The sequence below is a fragment of the Spirillospora sp. NPDC052269 genome, assembly GCF_040679435.1.
GTDB lineage: Bacteria > Actinomycetota > Actinomycetes > Streptosporangiales > Streptosporangiaceae > Spirillospora.
This window is the reverse complement of the sequence record NZ_JBFAUU010000006.1, coordinates 320,581-335,171: the sequence shown is the minus strand read 5'-3', so window position 1 is coordinate 335,171 and position 14,591 is coordinate 320,581. Positions and strand designations below refer to the sequence as shown.

Below are 14,591 nucleotides of genomic sequence, written 5' to 3'. Positions count from 1 at the left end.
ATCAGGAATGCCAGAGGACGGCGGACGGGGCGGACGGCGACACCGTCACCGAACCCGTCCAGCTGATGCCGGAGCCGGCCTGCGGCAGGTAGTCCTGGTCGAGGAAGAAGCCGCGGCGGATCGAGGTCACGGTCGCGGACGCGCCGTTGTCGCCGTCGCCGGTCGGCTGCCGGACGGCCTCGACGGACACGACGTCGGCGAGGGTCGTCCCCGTCGGGAGCTCGACGGTCGTGGCGGGCGAACCGTCCCGGCTGACCGACCACGAGGGCACGGAGTGGTCCGAGCGGTAGAGGCGGGACGGGTCGCTCTTCAGCCGGACGCCGAGGCTGACGCCCGGGGCCGACCCGGCGCCGGAGGCCGCGCCCGTGGTCTTGCTGAACTCCAGGTAGAGGTAGGTGCGGAGGTCGCCGACCGCCTGGGTGTCCGGGGACGACGGCTTCTCGATCTTGCCCTCGCGGTCCATCTCCTGGGCGGTGATCCGGTACGTCCAGGGGTTCTGGTCCATGAGGTACTCGCGGGCGCGGTCGGCCGGACGCGTCTCGGTCGTGTCCAGCAGGAACCGGAGCTCGGCGTCCGGGGTGACCGCGTCGCACATGTTGTTGTTCAGCGTGCAGGTCTGCATGACCGGGTGGTCGCCCTCGTAGCGGCCGGTGAACCTGAGCGTCTGGTGCTCGGGGGCCTGGTAGACGCCGGTGTCGCGGACGCGGTTCCCGGCCGCGTCCACCTCGACGCGGTACACCCACTCGATGTCGGTGGTGCGGCCCCAGCGGGCCATCAGCGCGGGCGTGTCGGTGCCGCCGTCCTCGTTGCTCCAGATCACCGAGTACTCGAGGACCTTGTGGCCGGGCGTCGCGGCGGGCAGCGTCTCGTGCCAGGCGATGAGCGGGGCGTCGGTGTAGCCGTTCTGGTAGGGGTCGCCGCCGGGCTTGCCGGACGTGTCGAGCGTGCGTCCCACCACGACCGGCGCGTGCCGCAGGACGAGCTGGTCGTCCTTGGGCTGCCGCACCTTCGGCTTGGACAGCACGACGCGCTTCGCGTCCGCCGCGGAGCCCTTGGCCCACCGGAAGGTGACCTTGTGTCGTCCGTGCCTGACACCGCCTAGGCCGAGCGTCCGGGGCGTCGGGTCGGCGGACGGGACGAGCAGGTCGGTGACGTGGCGTCCGTCCACCTCGACCGCGAGGAGCGCGGCCTCCGCGCCCTTGCGCGCCCAGGACACGCCGGGCGCCGCGACCGTGAAGCCGATCACCGCCTCGCCGTCGCGGGCGGCGGTGAACGAGAGCGAGCGGGCCGGGCCGGACCGTTCCACGACCAGCCCGGACGCGGCGGACGCGGGGGGAGCGGTGACGAGGGGGACGGCGGCGAGGCCGGCCGCGAGGCCGAGGGTGAGGTGGCGCAGGCGAATGTCCATGAGCCCGGAAGGTAGGCCCGCTTGGTTGCGGGCCGGTGAAAGGAAGATCCCCGGTGTGTGTCGGCTTCGTGGGGAAGCGGCGAACCGGAGGCGCCGTCGCCGTCCTTCGGCTACTCGTACCTGCTGCTGAGGCCCGGGAACTCCAGGGACGCGCCGCCGAACACCGGCGATTCCGGGGCGTCGTGCGGGCGGGTGAGGTAGAGGCCCATCGCGGGCACCGAGGTGGACCCTCCGTGCTCGAGGACCTCGTGCCCGAGCTCGCGGAACAGGCCGGTGACGTCGGCGGCGGGCTCGTCGAGCAGATCGATGCCCTCCAGCCGGGGACGCAGCTCGGGATTGCCGCCCCAGCCGGGCACGCGGCTGGCGAAGACCTGGCCGATCCGCTCCACGCCGTCCGGGCCCTTGATGGTCGAAACCGAGAGGGCACCGCGGCCGATGTGGATGGTGCGGTGCCCGTCCCAGCCGCACAGGAAGGACGCGCGCGGCGCGGCGGTGCCACAGCGTTCGGCGATGGCGGCGAGGGTCGTCCAGGCGTCGGCGGCCTCGGTGAAGAACAGCAGGTGGTCGTCCGGGAGCACGGCGCCGCGGCCCGGCTGGAGGGTGACCACGAACGGCGGGACCTCGCCGGGGAACCGCGCCGGGTCGGGGTCGCGGAGCGTGACCAGGCCCTCCCACTCGACCGGGTCGCGGACGGCGAACCAGGAGATCTCGGTCTCCACGCCCAGCTCGGCGAAGGTCCGGTCGGTGAGCTCCCGCTCGACCACCATGCGTATGCCCTCGGCCATGGTGGCCAGATGCCCGGCCCACCACGCGGGCGGATGGGGGTCCCGGGCGCGGATGCCGGTCCGCCAGGTCGCGCCGGCCCCGGCCAGCGGTTCGTCGCTGGACCGTCCGCACTCGGAGACGACCGTGTACTCCCAGCCTTCGTCGCCGCCGCGCAGCATCACCCGCGCGGGCACCAGACCCCGTTCCCATCCCACTCCGCGACCCTATCCGCCCCGGACGGCCGGGCGATCCCGGCGATCAGGCGGCGGACGGCGCCTCGCGGGGGAGGGCCTTCGTGATGATCACGGCGGGATGTCCGAGGTGTCCCCCGCCCGGACGGAGCGGGTTGGGCGCGACACGGCGGGCCGAGCTTGGCCCGCGCCGCGATGTCGGTACCGTCGTCAGGACGGCCCGGCCGCCAGGCCCGGGACGCCACGGGGCGCCGGTTCGCGTCCGCCGTTCCCGCAGCTTCCGCAATGTCCGGAGGTTCCACCGTGACCCACTCCGAGCAGGTTCTCCGCAGTCCGCGCGAGCGGGAGGCGGTGAACGGCGCCGTCCGCGCGCTGCGGTCGGCGGCCCCGGAGGACTGGGAGCGGCTCGGGCTGGAGTTCCGCGCGACGGTCGGCATCGACAGCGCCACCTTCGAGATCGTCGAGCCGGACGGCCGGACCCGCACCGCGATGCCGCCCGGCCAGGCCGTCGGCCGGATGGACGAGCTGCGCCGCGCCATGTACCGGCGCGACAAGGGCGCCTGGTTCACCGCGCGGCTGTCGGTCGAGCGGTCCGGCCGGTTCAGCGCCGAGTTCGACTACGACGGCGAGCCCGACTTCACCCCGCCGCTCGGGCCGTCCGCCTACCGGCAGGATCTTGATCGTTTCCCGCGCGCGGACGAGCACATCCCAGGGTGGCTGCGGGCCAAGCTCCGCGCGTCCGGGCTCTCCTCCGGCCGCTGACCGCCCACCGGGGGCGCCGCGCCCGGGCCGGACGGTCCGAGCAGGGGGCGGGGCGGGGCAGACTTGAAGGGTGCCCTCGATCCTTCCCGACGGAGATCCCGTCCCCGCCGACGGGGCGCTGCCCGGCAGCGCCCTCGCGGGGCTGGGTGCGCGCCCGTTCGCGTTCTACGTCCATGTGCCGTTCTGTGTGACGCGCTGCGGCTACTGCGACTTCAACACCTACACGGCCACCGAGCTCGGCCCCGGCGCGAGCCGCGACTCCTACGCGGAGACCGCGGTCGCCGAGGTCCGGATGGCCCGCCGCGTGCTGGGAGACGTGGATCTCCCGGTCGAGACGGTCTTCGTTGGCGGCGGCACGCCGACCCTGCTCTCCCCGGACGACCTGGGCCGCGTCCTGGACGCGATCGACAAGGAGTTCGGCCTGGCCCCGGGCGCCGAGGTCACGACCGAGGCCAATCCCGAGTCGGTCGACGAGGCGTATCTCGCGCGCCTGCGCGAGGTCGGCTTCACGCGCGTCTCGTACGGCATGCAGAGCGCGCGCGAGCACGTCCTGAAGGTGCTCGACCGCACGCACACGCCCGGCCGCGTCCCGCAGGTGGTCGACTGGACGCGCGCCGCCGGGTTCGAGCACGTCAACCTGGACCTGATCTACGGGACGCCGGGGGAGAGCGACGACGACTGGCGGGCGTCCCTGGAGGCGGCGCTCGCGTGTGAACCGGATCACGTCTCGGCCTACGCCCTGATCGTGGAGGACGGCACGCGCCTCGCCGCGCAGGTCAGGCGCGGTGAGCTGGCCGCTCCGGACGACGACGCGATGGCCGATCGCTACCTGATGGCCGACGAGATGCTGTCGGCGCACGGCCTGCGCTGGTACGAGATCTCCAACTGGGCCAGGGACGCCGACGCCGCCTGCCGCCACAACCTCCTGTACTGGACGGGCGCGGACTGGTGGGGCGTCGGCCCGGGCGCGCACAGCCACGTCGGCGGAACCCGCTGGTGGAACGTCAAGCACCCGGCCGCCTACGCGTCCCGCCTCGCCGAGGGGGTCACCCCCGCGCACGCGCGCGAGCTCCTCACCGACGAGGACAGGCACATCGAGCGGATCATGCTGGAACTGCGGCTCGCGGACGGCTGCCCGGTCGACCTGCTGGACGAGCGAGCCGTCCGCGACCTGGTCGCGGACGGCCTGCTCGAGCCGGTGGGCGACGGCCGCGCGGTTCTCACCCTGCGCGGCCGACTCCTCGCGGACGCCGTCGTCCGCGACCTCACCTGAGCGGACTCACCCGAGCGGACCGGGCCTCAAGTGCGCGGACCGCCGGGTGTCCGGTCTGATCAGCGCACGATCGGCCAGGCCAGGAAGGCCGGGATCGCGTACCAGCCGCCCGCCTCGGCCCGCGAGGTCGCGATGATCATGAAGATGAACTGGACGAGCCAGAAGACCAGCGTGATCGGGACCGCGAGCACGGCGCCGAGGCCGAGCGTGGCCGCCGACAGCGCCACCGCGCCCACGCCGACGACCATGCCCGTGAGCTGGACGTTCAGGGCCTGCGCCGCGTGGTAGCGGACGAACGGCGAACGGTTCTTGTAGATCGTGAAGAACACGAACGGCGCGATCCACGTGGCCAGGACCAGCAGCCCCAGCGTGAACGCGGAGAACACGGCCGCGGCGGACATGCCGATCAGTCCGCTCAGCTCGGCCCAGCCGGCCTTGTCGCGCTCCCACGGCGTGACGGGCGGCGGCAGCGGCATTCCCAGCTCGACCTGAGTCCAGTCGGAGCTGGGGACGAACGTCGGCGGCACGTAGTGGCCGGACAGGTACACGCCGGGCGCCGGGTCGTCCGCCCGGTGCTCGCGCCGTTCATGCCCGAGCGGTTCGTCCACGTGTGGCTCGTGTGTGCGCGACTCGTGGTCACGCGCCTCGTGGGCGCGCGCGGAGTCGATGAGGACGGACCCATGGCCCTGCGTGGGTGTTCTGCCTCGGCTGGTCATTTTCGGCCCCCCTCTGGCGTGAGAACACAACACGTCTCTCGCAACGGGTAACGAACCGATCGCTGTCCGATATTCCGCCAGATCAGGGGTAAATGCAGAGGGTAATGGTAAAGTTACGCAGAGTCACGGGACGGTCACGAAGTCGATGAGCTCCTCGACCCGTCCCAGGAGCTCCGGCTCGAGGTCGGCGTAGGTGTTCACCCGCCCGAGGATGCGCCTCCACGCCTCGCCGGTCTCCATCCGCCAGCCCAGCGCCTCCAGCACGCCCTCCTTCCAGGGAAGGCCGCGCGGGACGCGGGGCCACGCGCGGATGCCGACCGCGGACGGCTTGACCGCTTCCCAGATGTCGATGAACGGGTGCCCGGTGACCAGCACGTACGGGGACGTGACCCGCGCGGCGATCCGGCTCTCCTTGGAGCCCTCCACCAGGTGGTCGACCAGGACGCCCAGCCTCCGGCCCTCGTCCGGCGCGAACTCCTCGACGATCGCGGGAAGATCGTCCACGCCCTCCAGGAACTCCACGACGACGCCCTCGACGCGCAGGTCGTGGCCCCAGATCTTCTCGACCAGCTCGGCGTCGTGGGCGCCCTCGACGTAGATCCGCGACTCCTTGGCGACCTGCGCGCGCAGCCCCTGGACCGCGACCGACCCGGACGCCGAGCGCAGCGGCCCGGGCGGCGCGGACGGCCCCGGCCGGACGAGCGTCACCGGCTTCCCGTCGATCAGGAAGCCCGCCTTGGCCAGCGGGAAGATCCGGCGCCTGCCGTGCCGGTCCTCCAGCGTCACGCCGAACTTGTCGCAGCCGACGACCGCGCCGCAGAACCCGCTGGCCGGGTCCTCGGCGACCAGGCCGGGATCGGCCGGGACGTCCGGGATCGTGCCCTTCAGGGGCCGCCGCCAGTCGCCCGCCAGAACGTCGTCACCGTAGTCCTTGCTCCGCACGGGGGATGACAATAACGACTCACCGAGAGGGCTCACAGACCGAACCATGCTTCGGGCGGATCCGGGATGTCCCCTCAGGGTCGTACACTTGGCACTCGGAAGTATGGAGTGCCAGTAGCGGGGGCAGGGGAGGTGACGACGTGCTCGACGACCGGAAACTCGCGGTCCTGCGCGCCATAGTCGAGGACTATGTCTCCACCAACGAGCCGGTCGGCTCCAAGGCTCTGGTGGATCGGCACAATCTCGGCGTGTCGCCCGCGACCATCCGCAACGACATGGCCGTCCTGGAGGAGCAGGGCTACATCCAGCAGCCGCACACCAGCGCCGGCCGCATCCCCACCGACAAGGGGTACCGGCTGTTCGTCGACCGGCTGTCGACGATCAAGCCCCTCTCCAAGGCGGAGAAGCGGGCCATCGAGACGTTCCTGTCCGGGGCCTACGACCTGGACGACGTGGTCGGCCGCACCGTCCGGCTGCTCGCCCAGCTGACCCGGCAGGTCGCCGTGGTCCAGTACCCGTCGCTGACCCGCTCCTACGTCCGGCACGTGGAGCTCGTCCCGGTCGCGACCGGGCGGGTGCTGCTCGTCCTGATCACCGACACAGGACGGGTCGAGCAGCGCCTCATCGAGACCTTCCACGAACTCTCGGAGGAGTCGGTCGGCCACCTGCGCGCGCTGCTGAACACCTGCCTGTCGGGCCTGGCGTTCGGCGACGTCCCGGGCGCGGTCTCCGACCTGCCCGAGAAGGTCTCCCCGGAGGAGCGGCCCGCCGCCGCGGCGGTGCTGTCGGTCCTGCTGGAGACCCTGGTCGAGAAGCACGAGGAGAAGGTCGTCTTCGCCGGCGCCGCCAACCTCGCGCACGTCGACTTCTCGCGCAGCTTCCGGGACGTCCTGGAGGCGCTGGAAGAGCAGGTCGTGCTGATGCGGCTGCTCGGGGAGTCCGCCGACTCCTCTACTGTTACGGTTCGGATCGGCACGGAGAACCCCGACGAGGGGCTCCGGTCGACATCCGTGGTCGCCGCCGGATACGGGGTCGGCGACCTCACCCTGGCCCGCCTCGGTGTACTCGGGCCTACTCGGATGGACTACCCCGGCACGATGGGAGCGGTACGGGCAGTGGCACGCTACGTCGGACAGATCCTGGCGGGGTCGTAGGTGGCAAACGACTACTACGGGACCCTCGGCGTCCGCCGCGACGCAGGCCCGGACGAGATCAAGAAGGCGTACCGGAGGCTCGCCCGCGAGCTGCACCCCGACGTCAACCCCGATCCGGAGACGCAGGAGAAGTTCAAGGAGATCACCCAGGCCTACGAGGTGCTCTCCGACCCCAAGAAGCGCGAGATGTACGACCTGGGGGCGGACCCGTTCGCCCCGGGCGGCGGCGCGGGCGCGGGAGCCGGCGGCTTCGGCGCGGGCTTCCCGTTCAGCGACATCATGGACGCCTTCTTCGGCACCGCCTCCGCGCGCGGACCCCGCTCGCGGGCCCGGCGCGGCCGCAACGCCACGCTCCGGGTCGAGCTCGACCTGAACGAGACCGCGTTCGGCACCACCCGCGAGCTGTCCATCGACACCGCCGTGGTCTGCGACACCTGCCACGGCGAGGGCGCGGCGCCCGGCTCCCACCCCGAGACCTGCGACATGTGCCAGGGCCGGGGCGAGGTCCAGCAGGTGCAGCGGTCCTTCCTCGGCCAGGTCATGACGTCCCGGCCGTGCCCGCAGTGCGGCGGCTTCGGCTCGGTGATCCGCAACCCCTGCCCGGAGTGCTCCGGCGACGGCCGGGTCCGCACCCGGCGGACCGTCAAGGTCAAGATCCCGGCGGGCGTGGAGAACGGCATCCACATCCAGCTCGCGGGCGAGGGCGAGGTCGGCCCCGGCGGCGGCCCGCCCGGCGACCTGTTCCTGGAGATCGTCGAGAAGCCGCACCCGATCTTCGAGCGGGAGGGCGACGACCTGCACTGCACGGTCGGCATCCCGATGACCGCCGCCGCGCTCGGCACCAACGTCACCGTCGAGACGCTGGACGGCGCGGAGGAGATCGACATCAAGCCGGGCACGCAGTCCGGCGAGGTGATCCGGCTCTACGGCCGCGGCGTCCGGCACCTGAACGAGTCCGGCCGCGGCGACCTGCACATCCACGTCAACGTCGAGACCCCGACGAAGCTGGACGAGGAGCAGGAGGGCCTGCTGCGCCAGCTCGCCCAGCTCCGCGACGAGGAGCGCCCGCCCGGCAAGTTCGCGCCCGGGCAGCGGGGCGTCTTCTCCCGCCTGCGGGACGTCTTCAACCAGCACTGATGACGCTCCGGCGAACGGTTGAGCGAACGGCGCGGACGGCGGCCTCCGGGCGGTCGTCCGCCGCGTCGGCGAACACCGCGTCGGCGAACACCGCGTCGGCGAACGCCGTGCGCGCGAACGCCGTGCGCGCGAACGCCGTGCGCGCGAACGCCGTGCGCGCGAACGCCGTGCGCGCGAACGCCGTGCGCGCGAACGCCGTGCGCGCGAGCGTTGTGACGACGAAGGGCGGGGGCCGGTGAGCGCGCCGGTGTTCCTCGCCGAGCCGGGCCGCCTCGCGGGCGAGCGCGTCCTGCTGGACGGCCCGGAAGGCCGCCACGCGGCGGCCGTGCGGCGGCTGCGCGCCGGTGAGCGCGTCGACCTGACCGACGGCGCGGGCCTGGTCGCCGAGTGCGTCGTGGCCGTCGCCGACAAGGCGTCCCTCACCCTGGACGTGCTGTCCCGGCGGCAGGTGCCCGCGCCGAGCCCGCGGCTGGTGGTCGTCCAGGCGCTGCCGAAGGGCGACCGGGGCGAGCTGGCCGTCGAGACCATGACCGAGGTCGGCGTCGACGAGATCGTCCCGTGGGCCGCCTCGCGCTGCATCACGCAGTGGAAGCCCGAGCGCCGCGAGAAGTCCCTCGGCCGCTGGCGCAACACGGCGCGGGAGGCCGCCAAGCAGGCCCGCCGCGCCCACTTCCCGATCGTGTCGGAGCTGGCCTCCACGGCGGACGTCGAGAAGCGTGTCGCCGCCGCGTCCGCGGCCGTCCTGCTGCACGAGGAGGCCGCCGAGCCGCTGACCGCGCTCGCGCCCCCCGCGGACGGCGAGATCGTCATCGTGGTCGGCCCCGAGGGCGGCCTCAGCGAGGACGAGGTCGAGCGCCTCGGCGCCGCCGGGGGACGCCCGGCGCTGCTCGGGCCGACCGTCCTGCGCACCTCGACGGCGGGCGTCGCCGCCGCGGCCGTCCTGCTGGCCGCCACCGGCCGCTGGTAGTCCGCCCGGCGCCGCTCCGCCGCGCCGGTGACCGGCCGTCCCCGCCTACTCGCCGGTGGAGGCCGGGGCCTCGCTGCCGTGGGTCTCGGGCGAGGTGGTGGGCGGCGGCGGGGTGGAGTCGGTCGGGTCGGGCGTCGGGCTGGGGGGCAGCGTCGGCGTGGGCGAGCCGCTGGGCGTGGAGGTGTGCGTCGGGCAGGTCGGCTCGCCGGACTGCTTGAACCCCGGGTGCCTGGCCGCGCTGTGGGACGGCGCGCCCGAGGAGTGCACCTCCGTGGACGGCTCGCAGGTCGGCGACGCCGTCGACGACACCGGCCCCTCGGAGGTCGTCGGACGCGTCGTCCCGGACGGGTCGTGCCCCGGGGGGGACTGGCCCTGCGACGGCGAGGAGGAGTCGATCGAGCCCGCGCCGCTGTCGCCCTGGGAGCCGTGGTGGCCCTTGGAGAACGGGCCGTCGTTGCCCATGGGCGACTGGATCAGGTCGAACGTCTGGGGCGCCGAGACTCCGAGGCCCGCGATGGCCACGGCCGCGCCCACCGCCAGGACCGGACGCGTCCAGTTGGCGGTGAACCAGTCCCAGCCGGCCCGGCCGGGAAATCTCCGCCGCTCCCGCTCGGCGACGCGGGCGCGGATGCGCTCCAGGCCGTCCGCCGAGGGAGTGACCCGCTCCGCCTCCGCGTGCAGGGCACGGCGCAGGATCTCGCCGTGCTCGTCGTGGGGGCCCGTGGTCATGAGAACTGCTCCAGAACATTGCGCATCGCGGTCATCCCGCGCGCCGTGTGGCTCTTCACGGCGCCCTTCGAGATGCCCATCGTCGCGGCGATCTCCGCTTCGGACAAATCGGCGTAGTAGCGCAGCACCAGGGCCTCACGCTGGCGCGTGGGCAGCCGGTGCAGCGCGTCCACCACCGCCGAGCGCTCCAGCTCGCCGATGGCCCCGGCCTCCGCGCTGGGGGCGTCGGGCAGCCCCTTGGGGGCGTACTTCTCCACCACCGCGCGGTGCCGCAGCACCGAGCGTGACCGGTTGACCACCGCCTGCCGCAGGTACGACAGCGCCTTGTCCGGGTCACGGAGCCGGCGCCAGCCGCCGTGCATCGCCACGAACGCGTCCTGGACGACCTCTTCGGCCGTCCCGGCGTCCCGGACGAGCATGGCGGCGAGCCGCACCAGGGAGCGGTAGTTGGCGCTGTAGAGCGCGGTCACCGCCTGGTCGGCGTCCCAGGCGACGGCGACTGCCCCCGCCGTTCCCCTGGCCACGAGGGTCTCGGTCACGTCTGTGGGACGCGCACCCTCGTCGTCCGGTTTACGAAAGGGCATCTTCTGCTGTGCCTCGGTCACCTATTTCGCCGCCTTTGCCGTCCCCCACCCCCCGTTCGGGCGGTCGCGGGGGCAGGCCGTGACAAGGCGCACCCGACCACTCCAGGCGTGGCTCGGAACACCGGGCCGGGGGGAACGCCTGACTTGAAACCCTAATCCAGAGGCACGCCGGAATGCGCCGTTCCACCGAAGGTTCCACCGCGAGGTGATCAAGGACCTTACCCGCTGCGCGTGCCGCCGGTCACGGTCTCAGTCGGCGCCGCAGGTCGGGGCGGGGAAAGTCGTCCGGCCGCGCCGGTCGGACGGTCCGGAACCCGGCTCGCTAGGATGCGGACGCGGTTCACGAGATCTAGGACACACACGCGACGAGCGGGTCACGGGACGCGCGTCACGGGACGCGGGTCAGGAAGAGGGACGCATGGACGCGAACACGGCCGACTGCCTGTTCTGCAAGATCGTCGCCAAGGAGATCCCGGCGACGATCGTCCGGGAGACCGGGACGGCGCTGGCCTTCCGCGACATCAACCCGCAGGCCCCCACGCACGTCCTGGTGATCCCCAAGGAGCACCACCCGAACGCGGCCGAGCTCGCCGCGGCGTCCCCGGCCCTGCTCGCCGACGTGGTCACCCTCGCCGCCGAGGTCGCCGCCGAGGACGGGGTCGACGGGACGGGCTACCGGATCGTGTTCAACACCGGCCCGGACGCCGGTCAGACCGTCTTCCACGTGCACGCCCACGTCCTCGGCGGCCGCGGCCTCGAGTGGCCTCCCGGCTAGACCCGGGGCACCTCTCCGGCAGGGCCGGAACAAAGCCGGACAGGCCCGGATCAAATGGAGAGGCCGTGCCACGCGTCGGTCGGTACCATGGAGACGTGGCCGCCGCAACGACGGCCGCGTGATATCCGTGGCGACGAGAAGGCAGGTCCGAGAGGCCGCGAGGCCCGGCTGATGGTCGAATCAACACACCGGGGGCGCGAGACCGCCGCGCAGAACGGCGCCCGCTCCCAGATCCGCATCGTGGTGCCGGACGACCACTCCATGGTGAGCCTCCTGGGCTCCCGGGACGAGTTGCTCCACGTGATCGAGAAGGCGTTCCGCAGCGACATCCACGTCCGCGGCAACGAGATCACCGTCACCGGCGCCCCCGCCGAGACCGACCTGGTCTCCCGCCTGTTCGCCGAGCTGATCGACCTGCTGAAGGGCGGCGCGCAGCTCACCCCCGACGCCGTCGAGCGCAGCCTGGCCATGCTCCGCACGGGCACCGCCGAGCGCCCGGCCGAGGTCCTGTCCCTGGACGTGCTGTCCGGCCGGGGCCGCACGATCCGCCCGAAGACGCTGAACCAGAAGCGCTATGTCGACGCGATCGACAAGCACACGGTCGTGTTCGGCATCGGCCCGGCGGGCACCGGCAAGACCTACCTGGCCATGGCCAAGGCGGTCAGGGCGCTCCAGGACAAGAAGGTCAACCGCATCATCCTCACCCGCCCGGCCGTCGAGGCCGGCGAGCGGCTCGGCTTCCTCCCCGGAACCCTCTACGAGAAGATCGACCCCTACCTGCGTCCGCTGTACGACGCCCTGCACGACATGGTCGACCCCGACTCGATCCCCCGGCTGATGGCGGCGGGCACGATCGAGGTCGCCCCCCTGGCGTACATGCGCGGCCGCACGCTCAACGACTCGTTCATCATCCTGGACGAGGCGCAGAACACCTCGCCCGAGCAGATGAAGATGTTCCTGACCCGGCTCGGGTTCGGGTCGAAGGTCGTGGTGACCGGCGACGTGACGCAGGTGGACCTCCCGAACGGGCAGGCGAGCGGGCTCCGGGTCGTCCAGTCGATCCTGGAGGGCATCGACGACATCCACTTCTGCAGGCTGAACAGCCACGACGTCGTCCGGCACAAGCTGGTCACCGACATCGTGGACGCCTACAGCAGGTTCGACGAGTCGCAGGTGGCGGAACTGAAGCAGGGGGCGGCGCGCGGGGGCGCGCCGCGCAAACGGGGACGGTAAGACGAAGTGAGCATCGAGGTACTGAACGAGTCCGGCGTGCCCGTGGACGAGCGCGCCATCGCCGACCTGGCCCGGCACGTGCTGGACGGGATGCGGGTGCACCCGCTGGCGGAGCTGTCGGTCCTCCTCGTCGACGAGGAGGCGATGACCGAGCTGCACGTCAAGTGGATGGACGAGCCGGGTCCGACGGACGTGCTGTCCTTCCCGATGGACGAGCTGCGGCCCGGCCAGCTGGACGGCGGCGCGAACGACGACGGCGAGCTCGACCCCGGGCTGCTCGGCGACGTGGTGCTGTGCCCGACGGTCGCCGAGCGCCAGGCCAAGCAGGCCGGGCACTCGACGGAGGCCGAGCTGGAGCTGCTGACCACGCACGGCATCCTGCACCTGCTCGGGTACGACCACGCCGAGCCCGAGGAGCACAAGGAGATGTTCGGGCTCCAGGACGAGCTCCTCGGGTCCTGGCGGGAGAAGAACTCCGCGCGATGACGGCAGGGCAAGGGTGGCTGCTGGGGCTGGCGGCCGCCCTGGTGATCGTGGCCGGGCTGCTGGCCGGCACCGAGACGGCGCTCGCCCGGATCTCCCGGCACCGGGTCGGCGAGCTGGTCGCCGCGGGCCGCCGGGGCGCGGCGAAGCTGGCCGAGATCGTGGCCGATCCGGCGCCGTACGTGAACATGGTGCTGCTGCTGCGGATCGGCTGCGAGCTGGTCGCGACGGTGATCGTGGCGGACCTGTGCGTCTCCTGGATGGGCGAGACGTGGGAGGCCTACGTCACCGCCGCGGTCGCGATGATCATCGTGAGCTTCGTGGCGGTCGGCGTCGGCCCGCGCACGCTCGGGCTGCAGCACGTGGAGCGGTTCGCGCTCGCGGGCGCGACGGTGATCCCGCCGGTGGCGCGCGTGTTCGGGCCGCTGCCGCGGCTGCTGATCCTGCTGGGCAACGCGCTGACGCCGGGCAAGGGGTTCCGCGAGGGGCCGTTCGCGACCGAGGCGGAGCTGCGCGACCTGGTCGACCTCGCCGAGCAGCGCAGCCTGATCGAGCCGGACGAGCGGCAGATGATCCACTCGGTGTTCGAGCTGGGTGACACGCTGGTCCGCGAGGTGATGGTCCCGCGCACCGACATGGTGTTCATCGAGCGGGACAAGTCGCTGCGGCAGGCGATGTCGCTGGCGCTGCGCTCGGGGTTCTCGCGGATCCCGGTGGTGGGGGAGAACGAGGACGACGTCGTCGGGATCGCCTACCTGAAGGACATCGTCCGGGCCACGCACGAGAACCCGGCGCGCGGCGGCATGTCGGTGGAGTCGGTGATGCGGACCGCGACGTACGTGCCGGATTCCAAGCCGGTGGACGAGCTGCTGCGCGAGATGCAGGCCCGCCGGATCCACGTCGCGATCGTGATCGACGAGTACGGCGGGACCGCCGGGCTGGTCACCATCGAGGACGTCCTCGAGGAGATCGTCGGGGAGATCACCGACGAGTACGACGTGGAGATCCCGCCGGTGGACCGGCTGGACGACGACACCGCGCGGGTCATGGCCCGGCTGCCCGTGGAGGACCTGGCCGAGCTGTTCGACGTCGAGATCGACGTGGACGACGTGGACACGGTCGGCGGGCTGCTGGCGTACGCGCTCGGCCGCGTCCCGATCGAGGGGGCGACGGCGACCGTGGCCGGGCTGCGGCTGAAGGCCGAGTCCCGGGCGGGCCGCCGGAACCGGATCGGGACCGTCCTGGTGCACCGCGAGAACGCCGGGTCGAACGGCGCCTGAGCCGCGCGTGCGCCTGAGCCGCGCGTGCGCCTGAGCCGCGCGTGCGCCTGAGCCGCGCGTGCGCCTGAGCCGCGCGTGCGGGCCGCCTGAGCCGCGGCGTGTGGCCCGCCTGAGCCCTGGTGTGTGGCCCGCCTGAGCTCCGGCGGGCCTTCACCCGTGATCGTGCGGGGTTAAACCTGAGGGGCGCACGGG

General features: G+C 72.7%; 16 protein-coding genes. 9 read left to right on the top strand and 7 right to left on the bottom strand.

Translation table 11 applies throughout. The features are described from left to right. Position 1: 1 nt before the first annotated feature. Both AB0L06_RS15400 and AB0L06_RS15395 read right to left on the bottom strand, forming a co-directional pair. The gene (locus AB0L06_RS15400; RefSeq protein ID WP_500231626.1) at positions 2–1,408 is read right to left on the bottom strand and encodes a hypothetical protein; all 1,407 of its coding nucleotides are present in this window, start codon (positions 1,406–1,408) and stop codon (positions 2–4) included. Between the two features lie 110 nt (positions 1,409–1,518). Then, on the bottom strand, positions 1,519–2,388 hold the full coding sequence (locus AB0L06_RS15395) for a hypothetical protein (protein ID WP_500231625.1): 870 nt from the start codon (positions 2,386–2,388) through the stop codon (positions 1,519–1,521). Positions 2,389–2,667: 279 nt separating this feature from the next. On the opposite strand from AB0L06_RS15395, the gene AB0L06_RS15390 reads away from it, so the two are divergent. Both AB0L06_RS15390 and hemW read left to right on the top strand, forming a co-directional pair. Next, a complete protein-coding gene (locus AB0L06_RS15390; protein ID WP_500231624.1) occupies positions 2,668–3,126 on the top strand; it encodes a hypothetical protein in 459 nt (152 codons plus the stop codon). A 70-nt stretch (positions 3,127–3,196) separates the two neighbouring features. Next, positions 3,197–4,399 carry a radical SAM family heme chaperone HemW gene (gene hemW, locus AB0L06_RS15385; RefSeq protein ID WP_500231623.1) on the top strand — a complete coding sequence of 401 codons (1,203 nt, stop codon included), beginning with the start codon at positions 3,197–3,199 and terminating at the stop codon, positions 4,397–4,399. A 59-nt stretch (positions 4,400–4,458) separates the two neighbouring features. Here hemW and AB0L06_RS15380 read toward each other — a convergent pair whose 3' ends face one another. Next, positions 4,459–5,007 (bottom strand): DUF4870 domain-containing protein, encoded by a 549-nt coding sequence (locus tag AB0L06_RS15380; RefSeq protein ID WP_500231622.1) that lies wholly within the window; start codon positions 5,005–5,007, stop codon positions 4,459–4,461. Positions 5,008–5,238: 231 nt separating this feature from the next. Then, positions 5,239–6,057, bottom strand: a complete 819-nt coding sequence (locus AB0L06_RS15375; protein WP_500231621.1) for a DUF3097 domain-containing protein — start codon at positions 6,055–6,057, stop codon at positions 5,239–5,241. Positions 6,058–6,197: 140 nt separating this feature from the next. Between AB0L06_RS15375 and hrcA the strand changes: the two genes are divergently transcribed. Together hrcA and dnaJ are read left to right on the top strand one after the other, a co-directional pair. After that, positions 6,198–7,211: a heat-inducible transcriptional repressor HrcA gene (gene hrcA, locus AB0L06_RS15370; RefSeq protein ID WP_500231620.1), complete on the top strand. Its 1,014-nt coding sequence runs from the start codon at positions 6,198–6,200 to the stop codon at positions 7,209–7,211. Beyond that, positions 7,212–8,348 carry a molecular chaperone DnaJ gene (gene dnaJ, locus AB0L06_RS15365; RefSeq protein WP_500231619.1) on the top strand — a complete coding sequence of 379 codons (1,137 nt, stop codon included), beginning with the start codon at positions 7,212–7,214 and terminating at the stop codon, positions 8,346–8,348. On the opposite strand, the gene AB0L06_RS15360 is transcribed toward dnaJ, so the two are convergent. After that, positions 8,335–8,664, bottom strand: coding sequence for a hypothetical protein (locus tag AB0L06_RS15360; RefSeq protein ID WP_500231777.1), 330 nt, complete (start codon positions 8,662–8,664; stop codon positions 8,335–8,337). The two genes, dnaJ and AB0L06_RS15360, sit on opposite strands and share 14 nt — an antisense overlap. On the opposite strand from AB0L06_RS15360, the gene AB0L06_RS15355 reads away from it, so the two are divergent. Beyond that, complete coding sequence (locus AB0L06_RS15355) at positions 8,584–9,315, top strand: 16S rRNA (uracil(1498)-N(3))-methyltransferase (protein WP_500231618.1); 732 nt, start codon at positions 8,584–8,586, stop codon at positions 9,313–9,315. The two genes, AB0L06_RS15360 and AB0L06_RS15355, sit on opposite strands and share 81 nt — an antisense overlap. Positions 9,316–9,360: 45 nt before the next feature. Here AB0L06_RS15355 and AB0L06_RS15350 read toward each other — a convergent pair whose 3' ends face one another. Beyond that, a complete protein-coding gene (locus AB0L06_RS15350; protein WP_500231617.1) occupies positions 9,361–10,044 on the bottom strand; it encodes a hypothetical protein in 684 nt (227 codons plus the stop codon). Beyond that, entirely contained in the window at positions 10,041–10,628 is a 588-nt protein-coding gene (locus AB0L06_RS15345) for a SigE family RNA polymerase sigma factor (RefSeq protein WP_500231769.1), read from the bottom strand. Before AB0L06_RS15345 ends, AB0L06_RS15350 begins: the two co-directional genes overlap by 4 nt. Positions 10,629–11,046: 418 nt before the next feature. Between AB0L06_RS15345 and AB0L06_RS15340 the strand changes: the two genes are divergently transcribed. The 4 genes from AB0L06_RS15340 to AB0L06_RS15325 all read left to right on the top strand — a co-directional run bounded on the left by AB0L06_RS15340 (position 11,047) and on the right by AB0L06_RS15325 (position 14,399). Then, positions 11,047–11,403 (top strand): histidine triad nucleotide-binding protein, encoded by a 357-nt coding sequence (locus AB0L06_RS15340; RefSeq protein WP_500231616.1) that lies wholly within the window; start codon positions 11,047–11,049, stop codon positions 11,401–11,403. 171 nt (positions 11,404–11,574) lie between these two features. Then, entirely contained in the window at positions 11,575–12,636 is a 1,062-nt protein-coding gene (locus tag AB0L06_RS15335) for a PhoH family protein (RefSeq protein WP_500231615.1), read from the top strand. Between the two features lie 6 nt (positions 12,637–12,642). Then, entirely contained in the window at positions 12,643–13,122 is a 480-nt protein-coding gene (gene ybeY, locus AB0L06_RS15330; RefSeq protein ID WP_500231614.1) for an rRNA maturation RNase YbeY, read from the top strand. Beyond that, a complete protein-coding gene (locus tag AB0L06_RS15325; RefSeq protein ID WP_500231613.1) occupies positions 13,119–14,399 on the top strand; it encodes a hemolysin family protein in 1,281 nt (426 codons plus the stop codon). The genes ybeY and AB0L06_RS15325 overlap by 4 nt, the downstream gene beginning before the upstream one ends. Positions 14,400–14,591 lie beyond the last annotated feature (192 nt).